Source organism: Mycolicibacterium sp. XJ1819 (assembly GCF_053483675.1).
The window spans coordinates 45,034-61,557 of the sequence record NZ_JBEFST010000015.1; the positions used below are offsets into that span (position 1 = coordinate 45,034).

Annotated in this window: 16 protein-coding genes; 9 read left to right on the forward strand and 7 right to left on the reverse strand. The window is 67.3% G+C overall.

Annotated features, from left to right (window positions below; genetic code table 11):
- Positions 1-97: 97 nt before the first annotated feature.
- On the reverse strand, positions 98-1,066 hold the full coding sequence (locus tag ABQE89_RS17530) for a 4-(cytidine 5'-diphospho)-2-C-methyl-D-erythritol kinase (protein WP_448418848.1): 969 nt from the start codon (positions 1,064-1,066) through the stop codon (positions 98-100).
- An 83-nt stretch (positions 1,067-1,149) separates the two neighbouring features.
- Here ABQE89_RS17530 and ABQE89_RS17535 point away from each other — a divergent pair, with 83 nt between their 5' ends.
- Entirely contained in the window at positions 1,150-1,947 is a 798-nt protein-coding gene (locus ABQE89_RS17535; RefSeq protein WP_448418850.1) for a serine/threonine-protein kinase, read from the forward strand.
- Here ABQE89_RS17535 and rsmA read toward each other — a convergent pair.
- The 3 genes from rsmA to ABQE89_RS17550 form a co-directional block, all read right to left on the reverse strand.
- The gene (gene rsmA / locus ABQE89_RS17540) at positions 1,928-2,836 is read right to left on the reverse strand and encodes a 16S rRNA (adenine(1518)-N(6)/adenine(1519)-N(6))-dimethyltransferase RsmA (protein WP_448419052.1); all 909 of its coding nucleotides are present in this window, start codon (positions 2,834-2,836) and stop codon (positions 1,928-1,930) included. The two genes, ABQE89_RS17535 and rsmA, sit on opposite strands and share 20 nt — an antisense overlap.
- Entirely contained in the window at positions 2,833-3,960 is a 1,128-nt protein-coding gene (locus ABQE89_RS17545; RefSeq protein ID WP_448418852.1) for a resuscitation-promoting factor, read from the reverse strand. Before ABQE89_RS17545 ends, rsmA begins: the two co-directional genes overlap by 4 nt.
- A gap of 76 nt (positions 3,961-4,036) precedes the next feature.
- Positions 4,037-4,891: a TatD family hydrolase gene (locus ABQE89_RS17550; RefSeq protein ID WP_448418854.1), complete on the reverse strand. Its 855-nt coding sequence runs from the start codon at positions 4,889-4,891 to the stop codon at positions 4,037-4,039.
- Between the two features lie 24 nt (positions 4,892-4,915).
- Here ABQE89_RS17550 and metG point away from each other — a divergent pair, with 24 nt between their 5' ends.
- The 7 genes from metG (at position 4,916) to ABQE89_RS17585 (ending at position 13,428) form a co-directional block, all read left to right on the forward strand.
- Positions 4,916-6,454, forward strand: a complete 1,539-nt coding sequence (gene metG, locus ABQE89_RS17555; protein WP_448418856.1) for a methionine--tRNA ligase — start codon at positions 4,916-4,918, stop codon at positions 6,452-6,454.
- A complete protein-coding gene (gdhA, locus tag ABQE89_RS17560) occupies positions 6,451-7,800 on the forward strand; it encodes an NADP-specific glutamate dehydrogenase (RefSeq protein ID WP_448418858.1) in 1,350 nt (449 codons plus the stop codon). The genes metG and gdhA overlap by 4 nt, the downstream gene beginning before the upstream one ends.
- A 95-nt stretch (positions 7,801-7,895) precedes the next feature.
- Positions 7,896-9,086, forward strand: a complete 1,191-nt coding sequence (locus tag ABQE89_RS17565) for an NAD(P)/FAD-dependent oxidoreductase (protein WP_448418860.1) — start codon at positions 7,896-7,898, stop codon at positions 9,084-9,086.
- Positions 9,083-9,994: an RNA polymerase sigma factor SigJ gene (sigJ, locus tag ABQE89_RS17570; RefSeq protein WP_448418862.1), complete on the forward strand. Its 912-nt coding sequence runs from the start codon at positions 9,083-9,085 to the stop codon at positions 9,992-9,994. Before ABQE89_RS17565 ends, sigJ begins: the two co-directional genes overlap by 4 nt.
- Before the next feature lie 72 nt (positions 9,995-10,066).
- Complete coding sequence (locus tag ABQE89_RS17575; protein ID WP_448418864.1) at positions 10,067-11,248, forward strand: NAD(P)/FAD-dependent oxidoreductase; 1,182 nt, start codon at positions 10,067-10,069, stop codon at positions 11,246-11,248.
- Between the two features lie 96 nt (positions 11,249-11,344).
- Positions 11,345-12,523 (forward strand): NAD(P)/FAD-dependent oxidoreductase, encoded by a 1,179-nt coding sequence (locus tag ABQE89_RS17580; protein WP_448418866.1) that lies wholly within the window; start codon positions 11,345-11,347, stop codon positions 12,521-12,523.
- Positions 12,520-13,428, forward strand: a complete 909-nt coding sequence (locus ABQE89_RS17585; protein WP_448418868.1) for an RNA polymerase sigma-70 factor — start codon at positions 12,520-12,522, stop codon at positions 13,426-13,428. The genes ABQE89_RS17580 and ABQE89_RS17585 overlap by 4 nt, the downstream gene beginning before the upstream one ends.
- Here ABQE89_RS17585 and ABQE89_RS17590 read toward each other — a convergent pair.
- On the reverse strand, positions 13,418-14,575 hold the full coding sequence (locus ABQE89_RS17590) for an ABC transporter substrate-binding protein (RefSeq protein ID WP_448418870.1): 1,158 nt from the start codon (positions 14,573-14,575) through the stop codon (positions 13,418-13,420). The two genes, ABQE89_RS17585 and ABQE89_RS17590, sit on opposite strands and share 11 nt — an antisense overlap.
- 130 nt (positions 14,576-14,705) lie before the next feature.
- Between ABQE89_RS17590 and ABQE89_RS17595 the strand changes: the two genes are divergently transcribed.
- Positions 14,706-15,539, forward strand: a complete 834-nt coding sequence (locus tag ABQE89_RS17595; protein ID WP_448419054.1) for a mycofactocin-coupled SDR family oxidoreductase — start codon at positions 14,706-14,708, stop codon at positions 15,537-15,539.
- 54 nt (positions 15,540-15,593) lie between these two features.
- On the opposite strand, the gene ABQE89_RS17600 is transcribed toward ABQE89_RS17595, so the two are convergent.
- Positions 15,594-15,878, reverse strand: coding sequence for a cytochrome C oxidase subunit IV family protein (locus ABQE89_RS17600; RefSeq protein WP_448418872.1), 285 nt, complete (start codon positions 15,876-15,878; stop codon positions 15,594-15,596).
- Positions 15,879-15,882: 4 nt separating this feature from the next.
- Entirely contained in the window at positions 15,883-16,515 is a 633-nt protein-coding gene (locus tag ABQE89_RS17605; RefSeq protein WP_448419056.1) for a cytochrome c oxidase subunit 3, read from the reverse strand.
- Between the last annotated feature and the right edge of the window lie 9 nt (positions 16,516-16,524).

Below are 16,524 nucleotides of genomic sequence, written 5' to 3' on the forward strand. Positions count from 1 at the left end.
AGGCAACTCTTAAGTAACCGCCAAACTATCCCGAGAATTGAGGTCCGAGTCACACAAAGTCGTGACCAAACCGATGTTCCGGGGGCCCGGCCAGGCGTTACACCGACGGCGACGGGGTGGGCACCACCCGCGCGCCCTGCACCGGGCCGCTGGCCACCCGCACGGTGCGGCATACCCCCGCCCCGGCCAGCTCGGCGCCCACGTCGACCGCGGCCGCCGACGACGCGCACAAGAACGCGCATGTCGGGCCCGAACCCGACACGATGCCGGCGAGCGCGCCGGCCTCGGTGCCCGCCCGCAGCGTGCGGCGCAGACCGGGGTCGAGGCTCAACGCGGCGGCCTGCAGGTCGTTGCCGAGCAGCGGGGCCAACTCGGCCGGGTCGCCGGAGGCCAGCGCCGCGAGCACCGGCTCCGGGTCCGACAGCCGGGGCGGCTGATCGCGCACCGACCCGGCCGTGTCGCGCAGCCGGTCGATCTCGGCGAACACCGCGGGGGTGGACAGGCCGCTGTCGGAGAACGCCAGCACCCAATGAAACGTGTTGCGGGCCAGCACGGTGGCCAGCTCCTCACCGCGCCCGGAGCCCAGCGCGGTACCGCCGTGCAGGGCGAACGGGACGTCACTGCCCAGTTGCGCGGCCAGTGCGTGCAGATCGCGGCGCGGCACCCCGAGCTCCCACAACGTGTTCATGGCCACCAGCACCCCGGCCGCGTCGGCGCTGCCACCGGCCATACCGCCCGCCACGGGTATCGACTTCTCGAGCGATATCGACACGTCGGGCGCCCGGCCGACGTGGGCGGCCATCAGCTCCGCGGCCCGCCACGCGAGGTTGCGCTCGTCGGTGGGCAGGATCTCGGCGCCCTCCCCGGCCAGCTCGAGCGACAGCACGTCGGCGTTGCGCACGGTGATCTCGTCGAGCAACGACACGGCGTGGAAGACCGTCGTCAGCTCGTGATAGCCGTCGTCGCGAAGGTCCCCCACGGCCAGATACAGGTTGACCTTGCCCGGGACCCGAACGGTGACCGACCCGGTGGGCACCCATTCCGAGGCGGTACTTCCGTTGGACACGGGAATCGACCCTATCCGAGTGGTGTGCGACCGGGCAGCCGTCTTGCCGTCCCCGCGCCCGCGGCGATACCTAGTCTGAGGGCGTGCTGTTGGCCGGTGAGGACTTCCACGGCTACGTCGTGGGCGGGGTGCTGGGCCGCGGCGGGTACGCCACCGTGTACCGCGCGCACCACCGTGCGGGCCCGGATCGCGCGGTCGCGCTGAAGGTCCTCGACGAGCACCACCGGCATCGGGCTCAACTCGCCCGTCTGCGACGCGAATTCGACTTCGCCCACGCGCTCGACCATCCCCACATCGTGACCGTCTACGAGCACGGCCCCGGTTGGCTGTCGATGGAGGTCGTCGACGGCGGTGCAGTCGCGAACCTGAAGCCGTTGGCGAATCGCCTTGCCGCCCTTGGCCAGGTCGCCGACGCCCTGGACTACGCGCACAACCACTCGATCGTGCATTGCGACGTCAAACCCGCCAACATCCTTGTCCACAAGAACTTCCCGCATGACGGAGCCGCCCTGATCGACTTCGGCGTGGCCCACGCGATCACCTCCGACGTGGGCTACCGATCGAGCGCGGTCGAGGCGTCCCTGCCCTACAGTGCCCCCGAGTTGATCACCGGCCACGCGCCGACGGAGGCAACCGACGAGTACGCGCTGGCATGTACGGCCGTGGAGCTGATCACCGGGTCACCGCCCTTTCCCGCACCGGGCAGAATCGGCCTGATCAATGCCCACCTGCACCGCGAACCGCCGCGGTTGTCGCGCGAAATAGATTGGCTGCCGAGGGTTTTCGATTCGATCCTGGCCAAGGCCATGGCCAAGGCACCGGCAGAGCGCTACCCGTCGTGCCGGGAGTTCGTCGCGCTGATCACCAGGGCGTTGCAGTAGCCGGGCGCACCCTGACCTTGGGCTCGTCGCTCTCCCCGGAGCGCTGCAGCAGCCTGACGAAGTCGGCGACGGACAGCGTCTCTCCGCGCCGCGACGGGTCGATGCTGGCGGCCAGCAACCGGCGCGCCGACTCGTTGCCCGATCCGGCCCATTCGGCGAACGCGTTGCGCGAGGTCTTGCGGCGCTGGGCGAACGCGATGTCGATCAGGTTGAACACCTGCTCGCGGAATTCGGTGTCGGTGGGCCACGGCGAACTCTGGTGCCGGTCGATGCGCACCAGCCCCGAGTAGACGCGCGGGATCGGCCAGAACACGGTCGGCGACACCATGCCGTAGCGACGGACGTCGCCGAAGAAGCGCACCTTGACGCTGGGCACGCCGTAGTCCTTGCCGCCGGGTTCGGCGGCCAACCGCTCGGCCACCTCGGCCTGCACCATCACCATCACGGTGCGGATCGAGGGGAATTCGGCCAGCAGGTGCAGCAGCGCCGGAACGGCGACGTTGTAGGGCAGATTCGCGACCAGGGCGGTGGGCTCCTCGGCGAGTTCGGCCCGCCGGAACGTGAGGATGTCCTGGTTGAGCACGGTCAGCCGGTTGATCTCGCTGTGGGAGTGGTCGGCGACGGTCAGGGGCAGCTGACGGGCCAGCACCGGGTCGATCTCCACGGCGGTCACCTTGGCGCCGCGGTCGAGCAGGGCCAGCGTCAACGAGCCCAGGCCAGGGCCCACTTCGAGCACATGATCCTGCCGGTTCACCCCGGAGGCCGAGACGATTCGGCGCACGGTGTTGGCGTCATGCACGAAGTTCTGGCCGAAGGACTTACGAGGTCGAAAGTCGATCTCCCTGGCCAGGTGCCGTATCTCGGTCCGCCCGAGTAGTCGAATGGTCAGCGCGCCCCAATCCTCCCGCTGCACGTCGGCCACGCACCCCAACCCTGCCGTGCCCGAGTGACCTCAGCAATCGTGATTTGCTCTTCCCTTGTCGCGAGATCCGCCCTCGCAGCATAGCGCAGACCACCGTTCCGCTCCCACGTATTCTGATCAAATTGGACGCCACCGTAAAATCCGTTGCCGGTGTTGATGGCCCAGTTACCTCCCGCTTCGCACCGCGCGAGGGCGTCCCAGACAGCTCCGTTGGCGATCGGCGGGACTTCGGTGCCGGGTTTTGCACCGACTCTCAGAACGCCTTCGCGGGCCGGAGTGACAACGACATTGGCTACTGGCAACCTGCCGGTCTCCACGCCGTCGACCTTGGCCACCGCGAACGTGACGTCCTGGGTGCCGGGGGTGCCCGGGTCCTCGACGACCTGCCGGCTCATGTTCAGCGTCGGGTCTTCGATCCGCTTGTTCGGCGGGGCCAGCGGCAACCGCTGGGTCACCTTCTCGATGCGCACCCGGCGCACGTCGATGTGCATGCCGTCGACCACCGGCGACGACGCGGCGGGCACCACGGAGTCGCGCTGCTCGAGGGGAACACCGGCGGCGGCCAGCAGAGCGCCGACATTCGGCGCCGCCAACCGGACGGTGCGGGTGACACCGGCATCGTTGAGGTGAACGGTCTTGGGGCTGACCACCGGCAGTGACATGCCCGCCAGCGGCACCCGGCTGCCGCGCGAGGCGGCCGCGGGCGCCTTGTCGGTCATCTGCAGTTGGGCCAGGGCCTCCTGCACCGTCGACGCCGTGGTCCACACCTGCCGGCTGTTCTCGCCGTCCAGCGAGAGCTGCAGCGGACGGCTGCGGCGCAGCACGATCGTGTCGGAGTCGCTCACCGGCGCATCGGCCGCCGGGTAAAGGTCGTCGCGTTCGCCGACGTCGAACCCGTTCTCGTTGACGACGTCGATCACGCGCGACTTCATGGTCGGCACGGTCACCGACGCCCCGTCGACCGTGAGGGTCACGGTCTTGTGCGCAGCAACTGCGAACCCGCCTGCGAAGGTCAGCGCAAGCAACATCGCCCCGACCAGAAGACGCAACATCGGCGAGCGCGCTTCATGGATGTTATTCAGAATATTCAATACCTGGTCTATCCCCGACTATCGGACGGCGTGTGCAAACCCCCGCAGTTCGATCACAGAACCGTAACGAACACGCTCAAGCCGCACAACTCGGCAGGCCATAGGCGCGCACGGCGGTCGCGGTGGTTTCCCTCGCAATGTCTTCGGCACGTCGCCCGAGCAGATCCGCCAACGAGCGCACCGTGTAGGGCAGACAATACGGCTCGTTGGGGGCGCCCCGATGCGGGTGCGGGGTCAGATACGGCGCGTCGGTCTCGACCATCAGTTGCTGGGGTGGGATCAGCGACGCCGCTTCCCGCAGCGCATGAGCGTTTCGGAAGCTGACCGTCCCGGACAGGCTCAGCAGCCAGCCGTTGTCCACGCAGGTGCGCGCCATCTGCGCATCCGACGAGAAGCAGTGAAAGATCACGGTCGGCGGCGCACCCTCGGCCCGCAGCACGTCGAGCACCTCGGCGTCGGCGTCACGGTTGTGGATCATGAGCGGCTTACCGGTCCGTTTGGCCAGGTCGATGTGCCAGGCGAAGGCCTCACGCTGACGGGCGGGCGCCGCGCAGCCGTCGAGCTTGCCCGGCCAGTACATGTCCATGCCGGTCTCGCCGACGGCGACCACCCGGGGGTGTTCGACCAGCCGCTCGATGACGGCCCGGGCCTCGTCGGTGAGCGCGTCGGTGCGGGTGGGGTGCAGCGCGACGGCGGCGTACACCCGCGGATCGGCGTCGGCGGCGTCGGCGGCCCAGCGTGCGGAGGCCAGGTCGTCGGCGATGGTGACGACGGCCTGCACGCCGACGGCGGCCGCCCGGTCGACGATCGCGGTGACTCCGGCGGCGTCGGTGGCGCCACATGCGTCGAGGTGGGTGTGAGCGTCGATCAGCGGGGCCAGCGGCTCCGGGGCGGGCGGCCGCTCCCTTCTGCCTGGACGCTTCTCGTTCACGTCCACACCATAAGCTGGGTTCAAATGAGCGAGCCCTACTACGTCACGACCGCCATCGCCTATCCCAACGGCGACCCGCACGTCGGACACGCCTACGAGTACATCGCCACCGATGCGATCGCGCGGTTCAAGCGCCTCGACGGCTTCGACGTGCGCTTCTTGACCGGCACCGACGTGCACGGGCTCAAGATGGCCGAGACGGCGGCCGCCGAGGGCATCCCCACCGCCGAGCTGGCCCGGCGCAACTCCGACGTGTTCCAGCGCATGCAGGAGAAGCTCAACATCTCCTTCGACCGCTTCATCCGCACCTCCGACCCCGACCACTTCGAGGCGTCCAAGGAGATCTGGCGCCGGATGAACGACGCCGGTGACATCTACCTGGACACCTACTCGGGCTGGTACTCGGTGCGCGACGAACGGTTCTTCACCGAAGCCGAGACCACCGTCGGCGCCGACGGCGTGCGGGTGGCCGCCGAGACCGGCGCCCCGGTGACCTGGACCGAGGAGCAGACCTACTTCTTTCGCCTGTCGGCCTACACCGACAAGCTGTTGGCGCACTACCACGCCCATCCGGAGTTCATCGGACCCGAGGTGCGGCGCAACGAGGTCATCAGCTTCGTCTCCGGCGGGCTGAGGGATCTGTCGATCTCGCGCACCACCTTCGACTGGGGTGTGCCGGTGCCCGACCACCCCGACCACGTCATGTACGTGTGGGTGGACGCATTGACCAATTACCTGACGGGCGTGGGCTTTCCGGACACCTCGTCAGAGATGTTCAAGCGCTACTGGCCCGCCGACCTGCACATGATCGGCAAGGACATCATCCGGTTCCACACCGTCTACTGGCCGGCGTTTCTGATGTCGGCGGGGATCGAGTTGCCCCGCAAGGTGTTTGCGCACGGCTTCGTGCTCAACCGCGGCGAGAAGATGAGCAAGTCGGTCGGCAACATCATCGATCCGGTGAACCTGGTCGACACCTTCGGGGTGGACCAGGTGCGCTACTTCTTCCTGCGCGAGGTGCCGTTCGGCCAGGACGGCAGCTACAGCGAGGACGCGATCATCGGCCGGATCAACGCCGATCTGGCCAACGAGCTGGGCAACCTGGCCCAGCGCTCGCTGTCGATGGCCGCCAAGAACCTCGACGGCACCGTGCCCGAGCCCGGCGAGTTCACTGCCGAGGACAAAGACCTGCTCGCCGCCGCCGACGGTCTGCTCACCCGGGTGCGCCGCCACTTCGAGGACACCGCGATGCACCTGGCGCTGGAGGCGATCTGGTCGGTGCTGGGGGCGGCGAACAAGTACTTCTCCGCGCAGGAGCCATGGGTGCTGCGAAAGTCAGATCCGCTACGGTTCCGCACCGTGTTGTATACGACGCTGGAAGTGGTGCGCGTCGCCGCACTGCTGAGCCAGCCGGTGATGCCCGACTCGACGGCCAAGCTGCTTGACCTGCTTGGCCAGTCCGCCGACCAGCGGACATTCGCGGCGGTGGGCACCCGGCTGGCGCCCGGCACCACGCTGCCCGCCCCGGTCGGCGTCTTTCCCCGGTATCAGGTGAGTGAATGAACGGCTTACACGAAAAGCTCCGCAGCATCTATGAGGAAGTAGCTCGTCGCAACGCGGGTGAAACCGAGTTCCACCAGTCGGTGTACGAGGTGCTCACCAGCCTCGGTCCAGTGGTGGACAAGCACCCGGAGTACGTCGACTCCGAGGTGATCCGGCGGCTGTGCGAGCCGGAGCGCCAGATCATCTTCCGGGTGCCCTGGGTCGACGACCGCGGCACGGTTCAGATCAACCGCGGCTTTCGGGTCGAGTTCAACTCCGCGCTCGGACCGTTCAAGGGCGGTCTGCGCTTCCACCCGTCGGTCTACCTCGGGATCGTCAAGTTCCTGGGCTTCGAGCAGATCTTCAAGAACTCACTGACCGGAATGCCGATCGGCGGCGGCAAGGGCGGCGCGGACTTCGACCCCAAGGGCCGCTCCGACGACGAGGTGATGCGGTTCTGCCAGTCGTTCATGACCGAGCTCTACCGCCACCTCGGCGAGTACACCGACGTGCCCGCCGGCGACACCGGGGTGGGCCAGCGCGAGATCGGCTACCTGTTCGGCCAGTACAAGCGGATCACCAACCGCTATGAGTCCGGGGTGCTGACCGGTAAGGGCATGACCTGGGGCGGTTCTCAGGTTCGCACCGAGGCCACCGGATACGGCACCGTGTTCTTCGTCAACGAGATCCTGCGGGCTGCCAACGACACGTTCGAGGGCAAGCACACCGTGGTGTCGGGCTCGGGCAACGTGGCGATCTACGCGATCGAGAAGATCCAGGAGCTCGGCGGCGTCGTGGTCGCCTGTTCGGACTCCAGCGGCTACATCGTCGACGAGAAGGGCATCGACCTCGACATCCTCAAGGAGATCAAGGAGGTTCGCCGCGGCCGAGTGGCCGATTACGTCGACATGCGCGGTGGCGCAGCGCATTTCGTCGAGGACCAGAACGTCTGGAATGTGCCGTGCGACATCGCGATACCGTGCGCGACCCAGAACGAGATCAACGGTGAGGAAGCGATCGCGCTGGTCGCCAACGGCTGCCGCATCGTGGCCGAGGGGGCCAACATGCCCTGCTCGCCTGCCGCGGTCAAGCACTTCGGCGAGGCGGGGGTGACGTTCGCACCGGGCAAGGCCGCCAACGCGGGCGGCGTCTCCACCAGCGCGCTGGAGATGCAGCAGAACGCCTCGCGGGATTCGTGGACGTTCGCCGACACCGAGAAGCGGCTGGAAGTGATCATGCGTCGCATCCACAACCGCTGCCTGGTCACCGCCGACGAGTACGGACAGCCCGGCAACTACCTGGCCGGCGCCAACATCGCCGGGTTCATCCGGGTGGCCGACGCGATGCTGGCCCTCGGCCTGGTCTGAGTCATGTGATGTAGGCCACAACCCGCGCTCGGTTGTTACGACCAGGGCCTCGGCGGTGTCTCGAGGGTATGAACCCCACCGAGCAAGGAGGCACCATGGCTGACCACCGCACACACGTCGTCGTCATCGGCGGCGGATACGCCGGCACGGTCGCGGCCAACCGGCTGCAGAAGGGCGCGGGCGCGGTCGTCCCCGACGTCACGCTGATCAACCCGCGAAGCCATTTCGTCGAGCGGATCCGCCTGCACCAGTTGGTCGCGGGCTCCGACGACGCCGTCGTCGACTACTCCGAGGTGCTCAGCGACAAGGTCCACCTGGTCACCGACCGCGCCACACGTATCGACCCCGCCGCGCGCCGGGTGAACCTGGCCTCGGGTGAGCCGTTGGTCTACGACTACCTCATCTACGCGGTCGGCAGCGGAGTCACCGCCCCGGCCGTGCCCGGTGCCGCCGAATTCGCCTACCACATCTCGGAATTCGAGCACGCCACCCGGTTGCGTCACGCGCTCGACGACGCCGGGCCCGCCGCGGCGGTCACCGTCGTCGGCGGTGGTTCGACAGGCATCGAGACCGCCGCCGAACTCGCCGAGCAGGGCCGCCCGGTCACCCTGGTGTGCGGCGGAGTGCTGGGACCGTATCTGGCCGCACCCGGCCGCCGGTCGGTGGCGCGCAGGCTGGCCGAACTGGGTGTGACGGTGTTCCACGGTCCGGCGAGCACGGTCACCGAGGTGACCCGCGAGGCGGTCACCCTCGCCGACGGCCGCGAGGTGCCCAGCGCGATCACCGTGTGGACCGCCGGTTTCGCCGTGCCGGAGCTGGCCGCCGACAGTGGCCTGAGCACCGACGCTGCGGGCCGGATGATCACCGACGAAACCTTGACCAGCATCGACGATCCGCACATCGTCGCCGCGGGCGATGCGGCCACCCCGTCCAACCAGCCGCTGCGGATGTGCTGCGCGTCCGCTGCCCCGCTCGGCGCCCAGGCCGCCGACACCGTGCTGAGCCGGATCGCCGGCACCACACCCGCACCGCTGAACGTCGCGGTGGCCGGCCAGTGCATCAGCCTGGGCGCCAGGACCGCGATCCTGCAGGTGGCGCGCACCGACGACACCGCGCTGCCGGTGTACGTCGCGGGCCGCGCGGGCGCGGCCGTGAAGAAGGCGGCGTATTCGGCCTCGATCAAGTTCCTCGCACGCGAAGCGCGCAGGCCGGGCTCGCTGATCTGGCTCAAGGGCGGCAACCGCCGCCAGCGGCTGGCCGACGAGAGCGGGGTGTCGATCACGTGAGCGGCCACGACGAGCACGCCGACCGGTTCGTCCACCTGCGACCGCTGCTGTTCACGATCGCCTACGAAATACTGGGCAGCGCAACCGAATCCGACGACGTGCTGCAGGACAGCTACCTGCGGTGGGCGGAGGTGGATCTGACGACGGTGCAGGACACCAAGGCCTACCTGGCCCGACTGGTCACCCGCCAGGCCCTCAACGCGCTGCGTGCGCAGTCGCGCAGACGCGAGGACTATGTCGGCCCGTGGCTGCCCGAACCGCTGCTGCTCGACACCAGCGACGGCACCGACGCCTCGACGGACGTGGTGCTCGCCGAATCGGTGTCGATGGCGATGCTGGTGGTGCTCGAGACGCTGACCCCCGAGGAGCGGGCGGTGTTCGTGCTGCGGGAGGTGTTCGGGTTCAGCCACGACGAGATCGCCTCGACCGTCGGAAAGTCGGCGAACGCGGTGCGCCAGATGGCCTACCGGGCCCGCGATCACGTGCAGGCGCGCCGCCGGCGGGTGGAACCCGTCGATTCGGCCACGTCCGTGCGGATCACCGAAGAGTTCATGACCGCCGCGGCCACCGGCGACATGGACGGGCTGCTGGCGATGCTCGCACCGGATGTCACCTGGACCGCCGACGGCGGCGGCAAGGCACCCGCCATCCGCAGGCCGGTGGTGGGCGCCAAGAAGGTTGCGGCGCTGATCACCAGCTTCTTCCGGGTGGGCCCGCAGCGGCTGCCGGACATCCGGTTCGAGACGGTGAACTGCAACAGCGCCCCGGCGGTGATCATCTCCGACGGCGACGACCTGTTGGGGGTGTTCCTCGTCGAGATCGTCGACGGTGCGATCACGAATTTCTACGCGATGGCCAACCCGGAGAAGCTCGCGGGCATCGCGAGCCCGCGCACCATCCGCCGCTAGACACCTCGTGTCACATTTCGCCGCCCCGCGGTGTCTCAAGGGCACGACACCTTCGACAGAGCAGGAGATATCATGGCCGAGAAGCCCACACACGTCGTCGTCCTCGGGGGCGGATACGCAGGCACGTTGGCGGCCAACCGGCTGCGCAAGGGCGCCGGCGCCGCGGATGTCGACGTCACCCTGGTCAACCCCCGCCCGGAGTTCGTGCAACGGATCCGGTTGCACCAGTTCGTCGCCGGCGACTACCCGGCCGCCGTCGACTTCGGCACGCTGCTGGGCGAGGGCGTCACGCTGGTCGTCGACAAGGCCACCCGCATCGACACCGACGCTGGCCAGGTCGAGCTGGCCTCGGGACGCACGCTGGGGTACGACTACGTCATCTACGCGGTCGGCAGCACCGCAGCCGTTTCCGACTCGGTGCGCGGCGCCGCCGAATTCGCCTACCCCATCGGGGAATTCGAGCATGCCACTCGGTTGCGTCACGCACTCGACGACGCCGGGTCCGCCGCGCCGGTCACCGTCGTCGGCGCCGGGCTGACCGGCACGGAGACGGCGGCAGAACTCGCCGAGCAGGGCCGCAACGTCACGCTGGTGTGCGGTGGCCGACTGGTCCCGTCGCTGTCCGAGCGGGGCAGGCGCGCAACCGCGCGCGGGCTGCGCAAGCTGGGTGTCACCATCCTGGAGGACGACGTCGTCACCGAGGTGCGCCGCGACGCGGTCGTCTTCGCCGACGGTGCGGTGCGCCCCAGCGCGGTGACGATCTGGACGGCGGGCTTCGGCGTGCCGGGCCTGGCCGCCGCCAGCGGACTGCGCACCGACGCGCTGGGGCGACTGCTCACCGACGAGACGCTGACCAGTGTGGACGACGATCGGGTGGTCGCGGCGGGCGATTGCGCCTCCCCCTCCGGGGCGCCGTTGCGGATGAGTTGCCAGTCGGCCTCGCAGTTGGGGCCGCAGGCCGCCGACACCGTGCTGAGCCGCATCGCAGGCGATGCGCCGCCGCGGTTCGAGTACGGCTTCGCGGGGTCCAACGTGAGCTTGGGCAGGCGTGCGGCGGTCATCCAGTTCGCCCGCAAGGACGACACCGCGACAAGGTTTTTCGTGCCCGGACGTCTCGGCGCAATGATCAAGGAGGCGGTCTGCAAGGGCACCGTGTGGGGAATCCGCCGCGAGGCCCGCAAACCGGGCTCGAGTTTCTGGTTCAAGGGCGGCCCACGGCCCCAGCAGCCGGTCACGGCCGGAAGTGACCTCTGACACATCGGGGCGCAAAGCTGTCACACTCCGGACATTTACGGTGTCTCGAGGTCAGACCGGCTCAACGGTGAGCCGGACCGACCCGAGGAGAACGAGATGACCGAGCAGAACAATCGCGTGGTCGTGATCGGCGGTGGTTACGCCGGTGTGATGGCCGCCAACCGACTCGCCCCGCATGCGGCCGTGACGATGGTCAACCCGCGCGCGACGTTCGTCGAGCGGATCCGGCTGCACCAACTCGTCGCAGGCAACGACGACGCGGTGGTCGATTATTCGACCGTGCTGTCGGCCGACGTGCGACTGGTGGTCGAGGGCGCGACGCGTATCGACGCCGCGGCGCGCACCGTCGCGTTGGCCTCCGGTGAGTCGCTGGCCTACGACTACCTGGTGTACGCCGTGGGCAGCACGGGCACCGTGCCCCACTCGGTGCCCGGCGCCGCGGAGTTCGCCTACCCGATAAGCGAATTCGAGCAGGCGCAGCGACTGACCGCGCGGTTGGCCGACGTGCCGACCTCGGCGCCGATTGTCGTGGTCGGCGGCGGGCTGACCGGTATCGAGGCGGCGGCCGAGTTCGCCGAAGCCGGCCGCCCGGTCACGTTGGTGACCGACATCCTGGGCCCGTCGCTGGGTAAGGGCGGACGGCGTTCGGTGGCCAAGCGGCTGGCCAGGCTGCGCGTCGCGGTGGTGGACGACGCTTTGGTCGCGCGGGTGACCGCCGATCACGTCGTCCTCGACGACGGCCGTCAGGTGCCCAGCGCGGTGACGGTGTGGACCACGGGCTTCGGCGTCCCGGGCCTGGCCGCCGCCAGCGGACTGTCCACCGACGAGCTGGGCCGGCTGCTCGCCGACGAGACGCTGACCAGCGTGGACGACGTTCGCATCGTCGGCGCCGGTGATGCGGTGTCGCCCTCGCGGCTGCCCTACCGGATGAGCTGCCAGGCCGCCATGCCGCTGGGCGCCCAGGCCGCGAACACGGTGCTGGCGCGGATGGCCGGTGAGACGCCCGCGGACGTGAACCACGGCATGTCGGCCCAATGCATCAGCCTGGGCCGCAAGGCGGGCACATTCCAGGTGAACAACCTCGACGACACCCCGCGGCGGCTCTACATCGGCGGCCGGGCCGGCGCGATCGTCAAGGAGCAGGTGTGCCGCTGGACGATCAAGTGGATGCGCGACGAGGCCGTCAAGCCGGGCTCGTACAGCTGGAAGAGCGGGCCCGACCGTCGGCAACTGCTGACCGGCGAAACCACCGAAAGCGTAGCGTCGAAGCGATGACTGCGACACCGGGTGACGAACACGCCGAACGGTTCACACTGTTGCGTCCGCTGCTGTTCACGATCGCATACGAGATCCTCGGCAGCGCAACCGAATCCGACGACGTGCTGCAGGATAGTTACCTGCGCTGGGCCGAGGTCGACCTCGCGACCGTCAACGACACCAAGGCGTACCTGGCCCGGCTGGTCACCCGGCAGGCACTCAACAGTCTGCGGGCGCAGTCGCGCAGACGCGAGGACTACGTCGGGCCGTGGCTGCCCGAACCGTTACTGCTGGACACCGGCGACGGCACCGACGCGTCGACGGATGTGGTGCTCGCCGAATCGGTTTCGATGGCGATGCTCGTCGTGCTGGAGACGCTGAGCCCCGACGAACGGGCGGTGTTCGTGCTGCGCGAGGTCTTCGGCTTCAGCCACGACGAGATCGCCTCGACACTGGACAAGTCCGCGGGCGCGGTGCGTCAGATGGCCCACCGCGCCCGCGAACACGTGCAGTCGCGGCGCAAGCGGTTCGAGCCCGTCGACCCGAAGGTCTCACTGGAACTGACCGAGCGGTTCTTCACCGCCGCCTCCACCGGCGACCTCGACGGCCTGCTCGAGATGCTCACCGCCGACGTCCAGTGGACCGCCGACAGCGACGGCAAGGTCAGCGCTGCCCGCCGACCGATCGTCGGCGCCGAGAAGGTCGCCAGGGTGATCGTCGGTCTCATCCGGGTGGCCGGCGAGCAGGGACGCATCGAACCCGCGATGTACAACAACGCCCCCGCACTCAAGCTGTATCTCGGCGACAGCTTCGAGGGTGTCATCACCGTCGAGATCACCGACGGCCGCATCAGCCACTTCTATGCGATGCGCAACCCCGACAAGCTGACCGGCGTCGACGTCCCGCGACAGATCAGTCGGTAGCTGTTGACGCCGGGACGTTCTCGCCGTTGCGGATCTGGCGCATGACGATGTAGTCGCCCTTGTAGCCGCGGTGGTCATACCGGCCGAAGGAGATGTGGTTGCCGGGCCCGCCCGCCGCGGCGTCGAGTCGCCGAATCGTCTCGAGGCTTCGCCGGAGTCCGTCGCGTGAGTGCGGCTTGGCCCTCGCCAACCCGTGCGCGACGACGTTGCCCATGTCGTAGCCCTGAGCGGTGTAACAGTGCACCGGGCGGCGACCGAACCGCTTTTCGAAGCGGTCGAGCATCGCGGTGAAGGTCTGGTTGCGCTCATCGAACTGGTCCACGCCGACCCAGCCCTCGAAATTGTCGATCAGCCCGGCGTAGGGCGTCAGTCCCTCGATCGCGCCCATGAAGATCGACATCGTGATGCGCGGGACGTCATAGCCCGCCGCGGCCAGCGTCTGTGACGCCCCCAAAACTGCAAAGGCGTTCGCGCCAAAGCCGACATACATGTAGGCCTGCGCGCCGGCGTCCCGCATGGCCGTGATTGCGGATGCGGCGGAATCCCCATCGATGAACGAACCGACCGGCACGTCGGCGACGATCGAGACACCGCGGACATTGGCGCGACTCTTGATGTGTTGTGCGTACTCGTCACCGAGGATGTTGTCCTCGCGTATCACTCCGATCCGGGAGGCGCAGCACACGTCGACCGCGTGATCGACCATCAGGATGGCCTCGTCGGGGAAGGTGCCGTTCGGTGTCAGAAATGTCCAGGGTCCGGCAAGGTCGAGCGCCCCGGACATCGCAATGAACGGTATACCGATCTGCTCCGCATACGGGTTGATCACCGGCACGTTTTCCGAGGTGTGCGGACCGATGATCGCGATCGGCTGAAAGTCCCGCACGGTGGAGTCGACGGCATCGAGGATCGTGGTTGCCCTCGCGTAGGGCAACCCCTCGACCTCGACGACCTTCAGTTCGACCGGCCGGTCGAGGAGGCCGGACTCGTGGGCTTCGTCGAACGCCAGTTGAGTCGCGTCGTACTGATCGTAGAGTGGCTGCAGACCCACTCCCCAGTCCTGAATGATCGCCACCCGATGCGGTTCTCGCACACCGGAGGTGGCCTTCGGCAGAGAGAGCGATAAAGCGTCTGAATGCTCGGCCATGTCCCACTTCCTTATCGACTCGCTTGTCAAGCCGAGAGACTAACGCATTCTTGACAAGTGTGTCGACTATTACTAGCGTGACCAACCAGCGCTTATCCCTCTGCATCCGACAATGACGAGGACCAAGATCATGGGCAAGTTGGACGGTAAGGTCGCCTTCATCACCGGAGCAGGCCGGGGCCAGGGTCGAGCCCATGCGGTCCGGCTTGCAGAGGAAGGCGCCGACATCATCGCCGTCGACATCTGCGCCGATCTGCCTTCCGTGCCGTATCCGCTCGCCACCGTCGACGACCTGGACCACACCGCGAAACTGGTCGGAGAAGCGGGCGCCCGCGTGGTCACCAAAGTCGCTGATGTTCGCGACATCAACGTGCTGCGGTCCGCCTTCGACGACGGCGTGGCCGAGTTGGGCGGCGGGATCGACATCGTGGTCGCGAACGCCGGGATCATGCACTACGGCGATACCGATTGGACCCACGAGGACGACGACTTCTCTTGGGACCTGGCGGTCGGGGTCATGCTCACCGGCGTCCGCAACACCATCAAGGTCAGCCGCAAAGCGCTCGTCGACGGCGGGCGCGGTGGGTCCATCATCATCATCAGCTCTGCGGCAGGGCTCAAGGGAATGTCGGACGGCAACGGCGGGCCTGACGGCTACGTCGCCGCCAAGCACGGAGTGGTCGGCCTGATGCGGACCTATGCGAATGTGCTGGCACCACACAGTATTCGGGTCAACACTGTTCATCCAACCGGTGTCATGACACCTATGATCATGAACGATTCGTTCGTCACTTGGGTGGGGAATCATCCCGAAATCGCCGACCGGATGACCAATCCCCTTCCGGTGCCCGCGCTGGATCCGGTCGATGTGAGCCACACCGTGGCATTCCTGGCCTCCGACGAGGCCCAGTACATCACCGGTGTGACCATGCCTGTGGACGCTGGCTTCAACGCCCGACTCTGAGACGCGGGCCGGGGACGTCGGCCATTCCTGTCCACCGAAGAACGGTCCGAATTATTATGCGACCAACCAGTTTATGGCGATCAGCGACGTAGCCATCACCAGCGCAACGCACTCGAAAACCATTCGCAGTCCGACTCGCGAGCCACGCAGTTCCATGAAGTCCAACATCACCCATCGCACCTTGATGTACGTGAGAATCATGACCACCGTCCACACAGTCGGCTCACTCGCGTGCGCAAGCGACGATCCGTGGCCGACGGTGAACCAGTAGGACAGGACAGTTATCAGCGAAAGCAGCGCAAACGTCAAAGTCGCGCGTCGGTAAACCAATTTCGGCAAATCTTTATCCCCTCAGGTAGAAGAGTGCGAACATGACAAGCCAGAGCAGGTCGACGAAGTGCCAGAAGATTCCTCCTACCTCGACCATGCCTATGCGCTTGTCATCAAGCAGGCTGACCCCCGATCCCAAGGCGCGTGCTTGACTACGCATATATGTCAGCACGCCGAGGCCTGCCAACACGTGGAGGAAGTGAATGAAGGTGATCACATAAAAGAGCATGAAGAAATCGTTTGTAAACGGTGTGATACCGCCGCTCATCTTGATGGCGTAATCGACGACCTTGATCAGAATGAAGGCAGCGCCAAATGCGAATGCCAGCCAGATCAGCTTGGACGCGGCGTCAACGAGGCGCTTCTTGGCTGCGGCTACGGCCGTTACCACACACCATGAACTGGCCAACAAGAGAATCGTGTAAGCGAGCCCGTAAACGGGGTCGACCGCTTGCCGGGATGCTTCAAAGAGCTCACGGTTCTCAGCTCGATGCCAGACGAAAATGCCGAACATCCAAGCGAAAATCAACAGCTCGAGGAAGATAAAGACCCATATCCCCGGTTCACCGGGAATATGTCGGACCGACGCGTTGGTCGCTGTGGCGCGCGGACGCTCTTCGGTCATGCCCTCAGCTTTATTCGACATGGTCGTCAC

Coding starts and splice junctions, on each gene's coding strand:
- metG (WP_448418856.1), top strand. CDS start 4,916: ATGAGCGAGCCCTACTACGTCACGACCGCCATCGCCTATCCCAACGGC.
- gdhA (WP_448418858.1), top strand. CDS start 6,451: ATGAACGGCTTACACGAAAAGCTCCGCAGCATCTATGAGGAAGTAGCT.
- ABQE89_RS17565 (WP_448418860.1), top strand. CDS start 7,896: ATGGCTGACCACCGCACACACGTCGTCGTCATCGGCGGCGGATACGCC.
- ABQE89_RS17575 (WP_448418864.1), top strand. CDS start 10,067: ATGGCCGAGAAGCCCACACACGTCGTCGTCCTCGGGGGCGGATACGCA.
- ABQE89_RS17580 (WP_448418866.1), top strand. CDS start 11,345: ATGACCGAGCAGAACAATCGCGTGGTCGTGATCGGCGGTGGTTACGCC.
- ABQE89_RS17585 (WP_448418868.1), top strand. CDS start 12,520: ATGACTGCGACACCGGGTGACGAACACGCCGAACGGTTCACACTGTTG.
- ABQE89_RS17590 (WP_448418870.1), bottom strand. CDS start 14,575: ATGGCCGAGCATTCAGACGCTTTATCGCTCTCTCTGCCGAAGGCCACC.
- ABQE89_RS17595 (WP_448419054.1), top strand. CDS start 14,706: ATGGGCAAGTTGGACGGTAAGGTCGCCTTCATCACCGGAGCAGGCCGG.
- ABQE89_RS17605 (WP_448419056.1), bottom strand. CDS start 16,515: ATGTCGAATAAAGCTGAGGGCATGACCGAAGAGCGTCCGCGCGCCACA.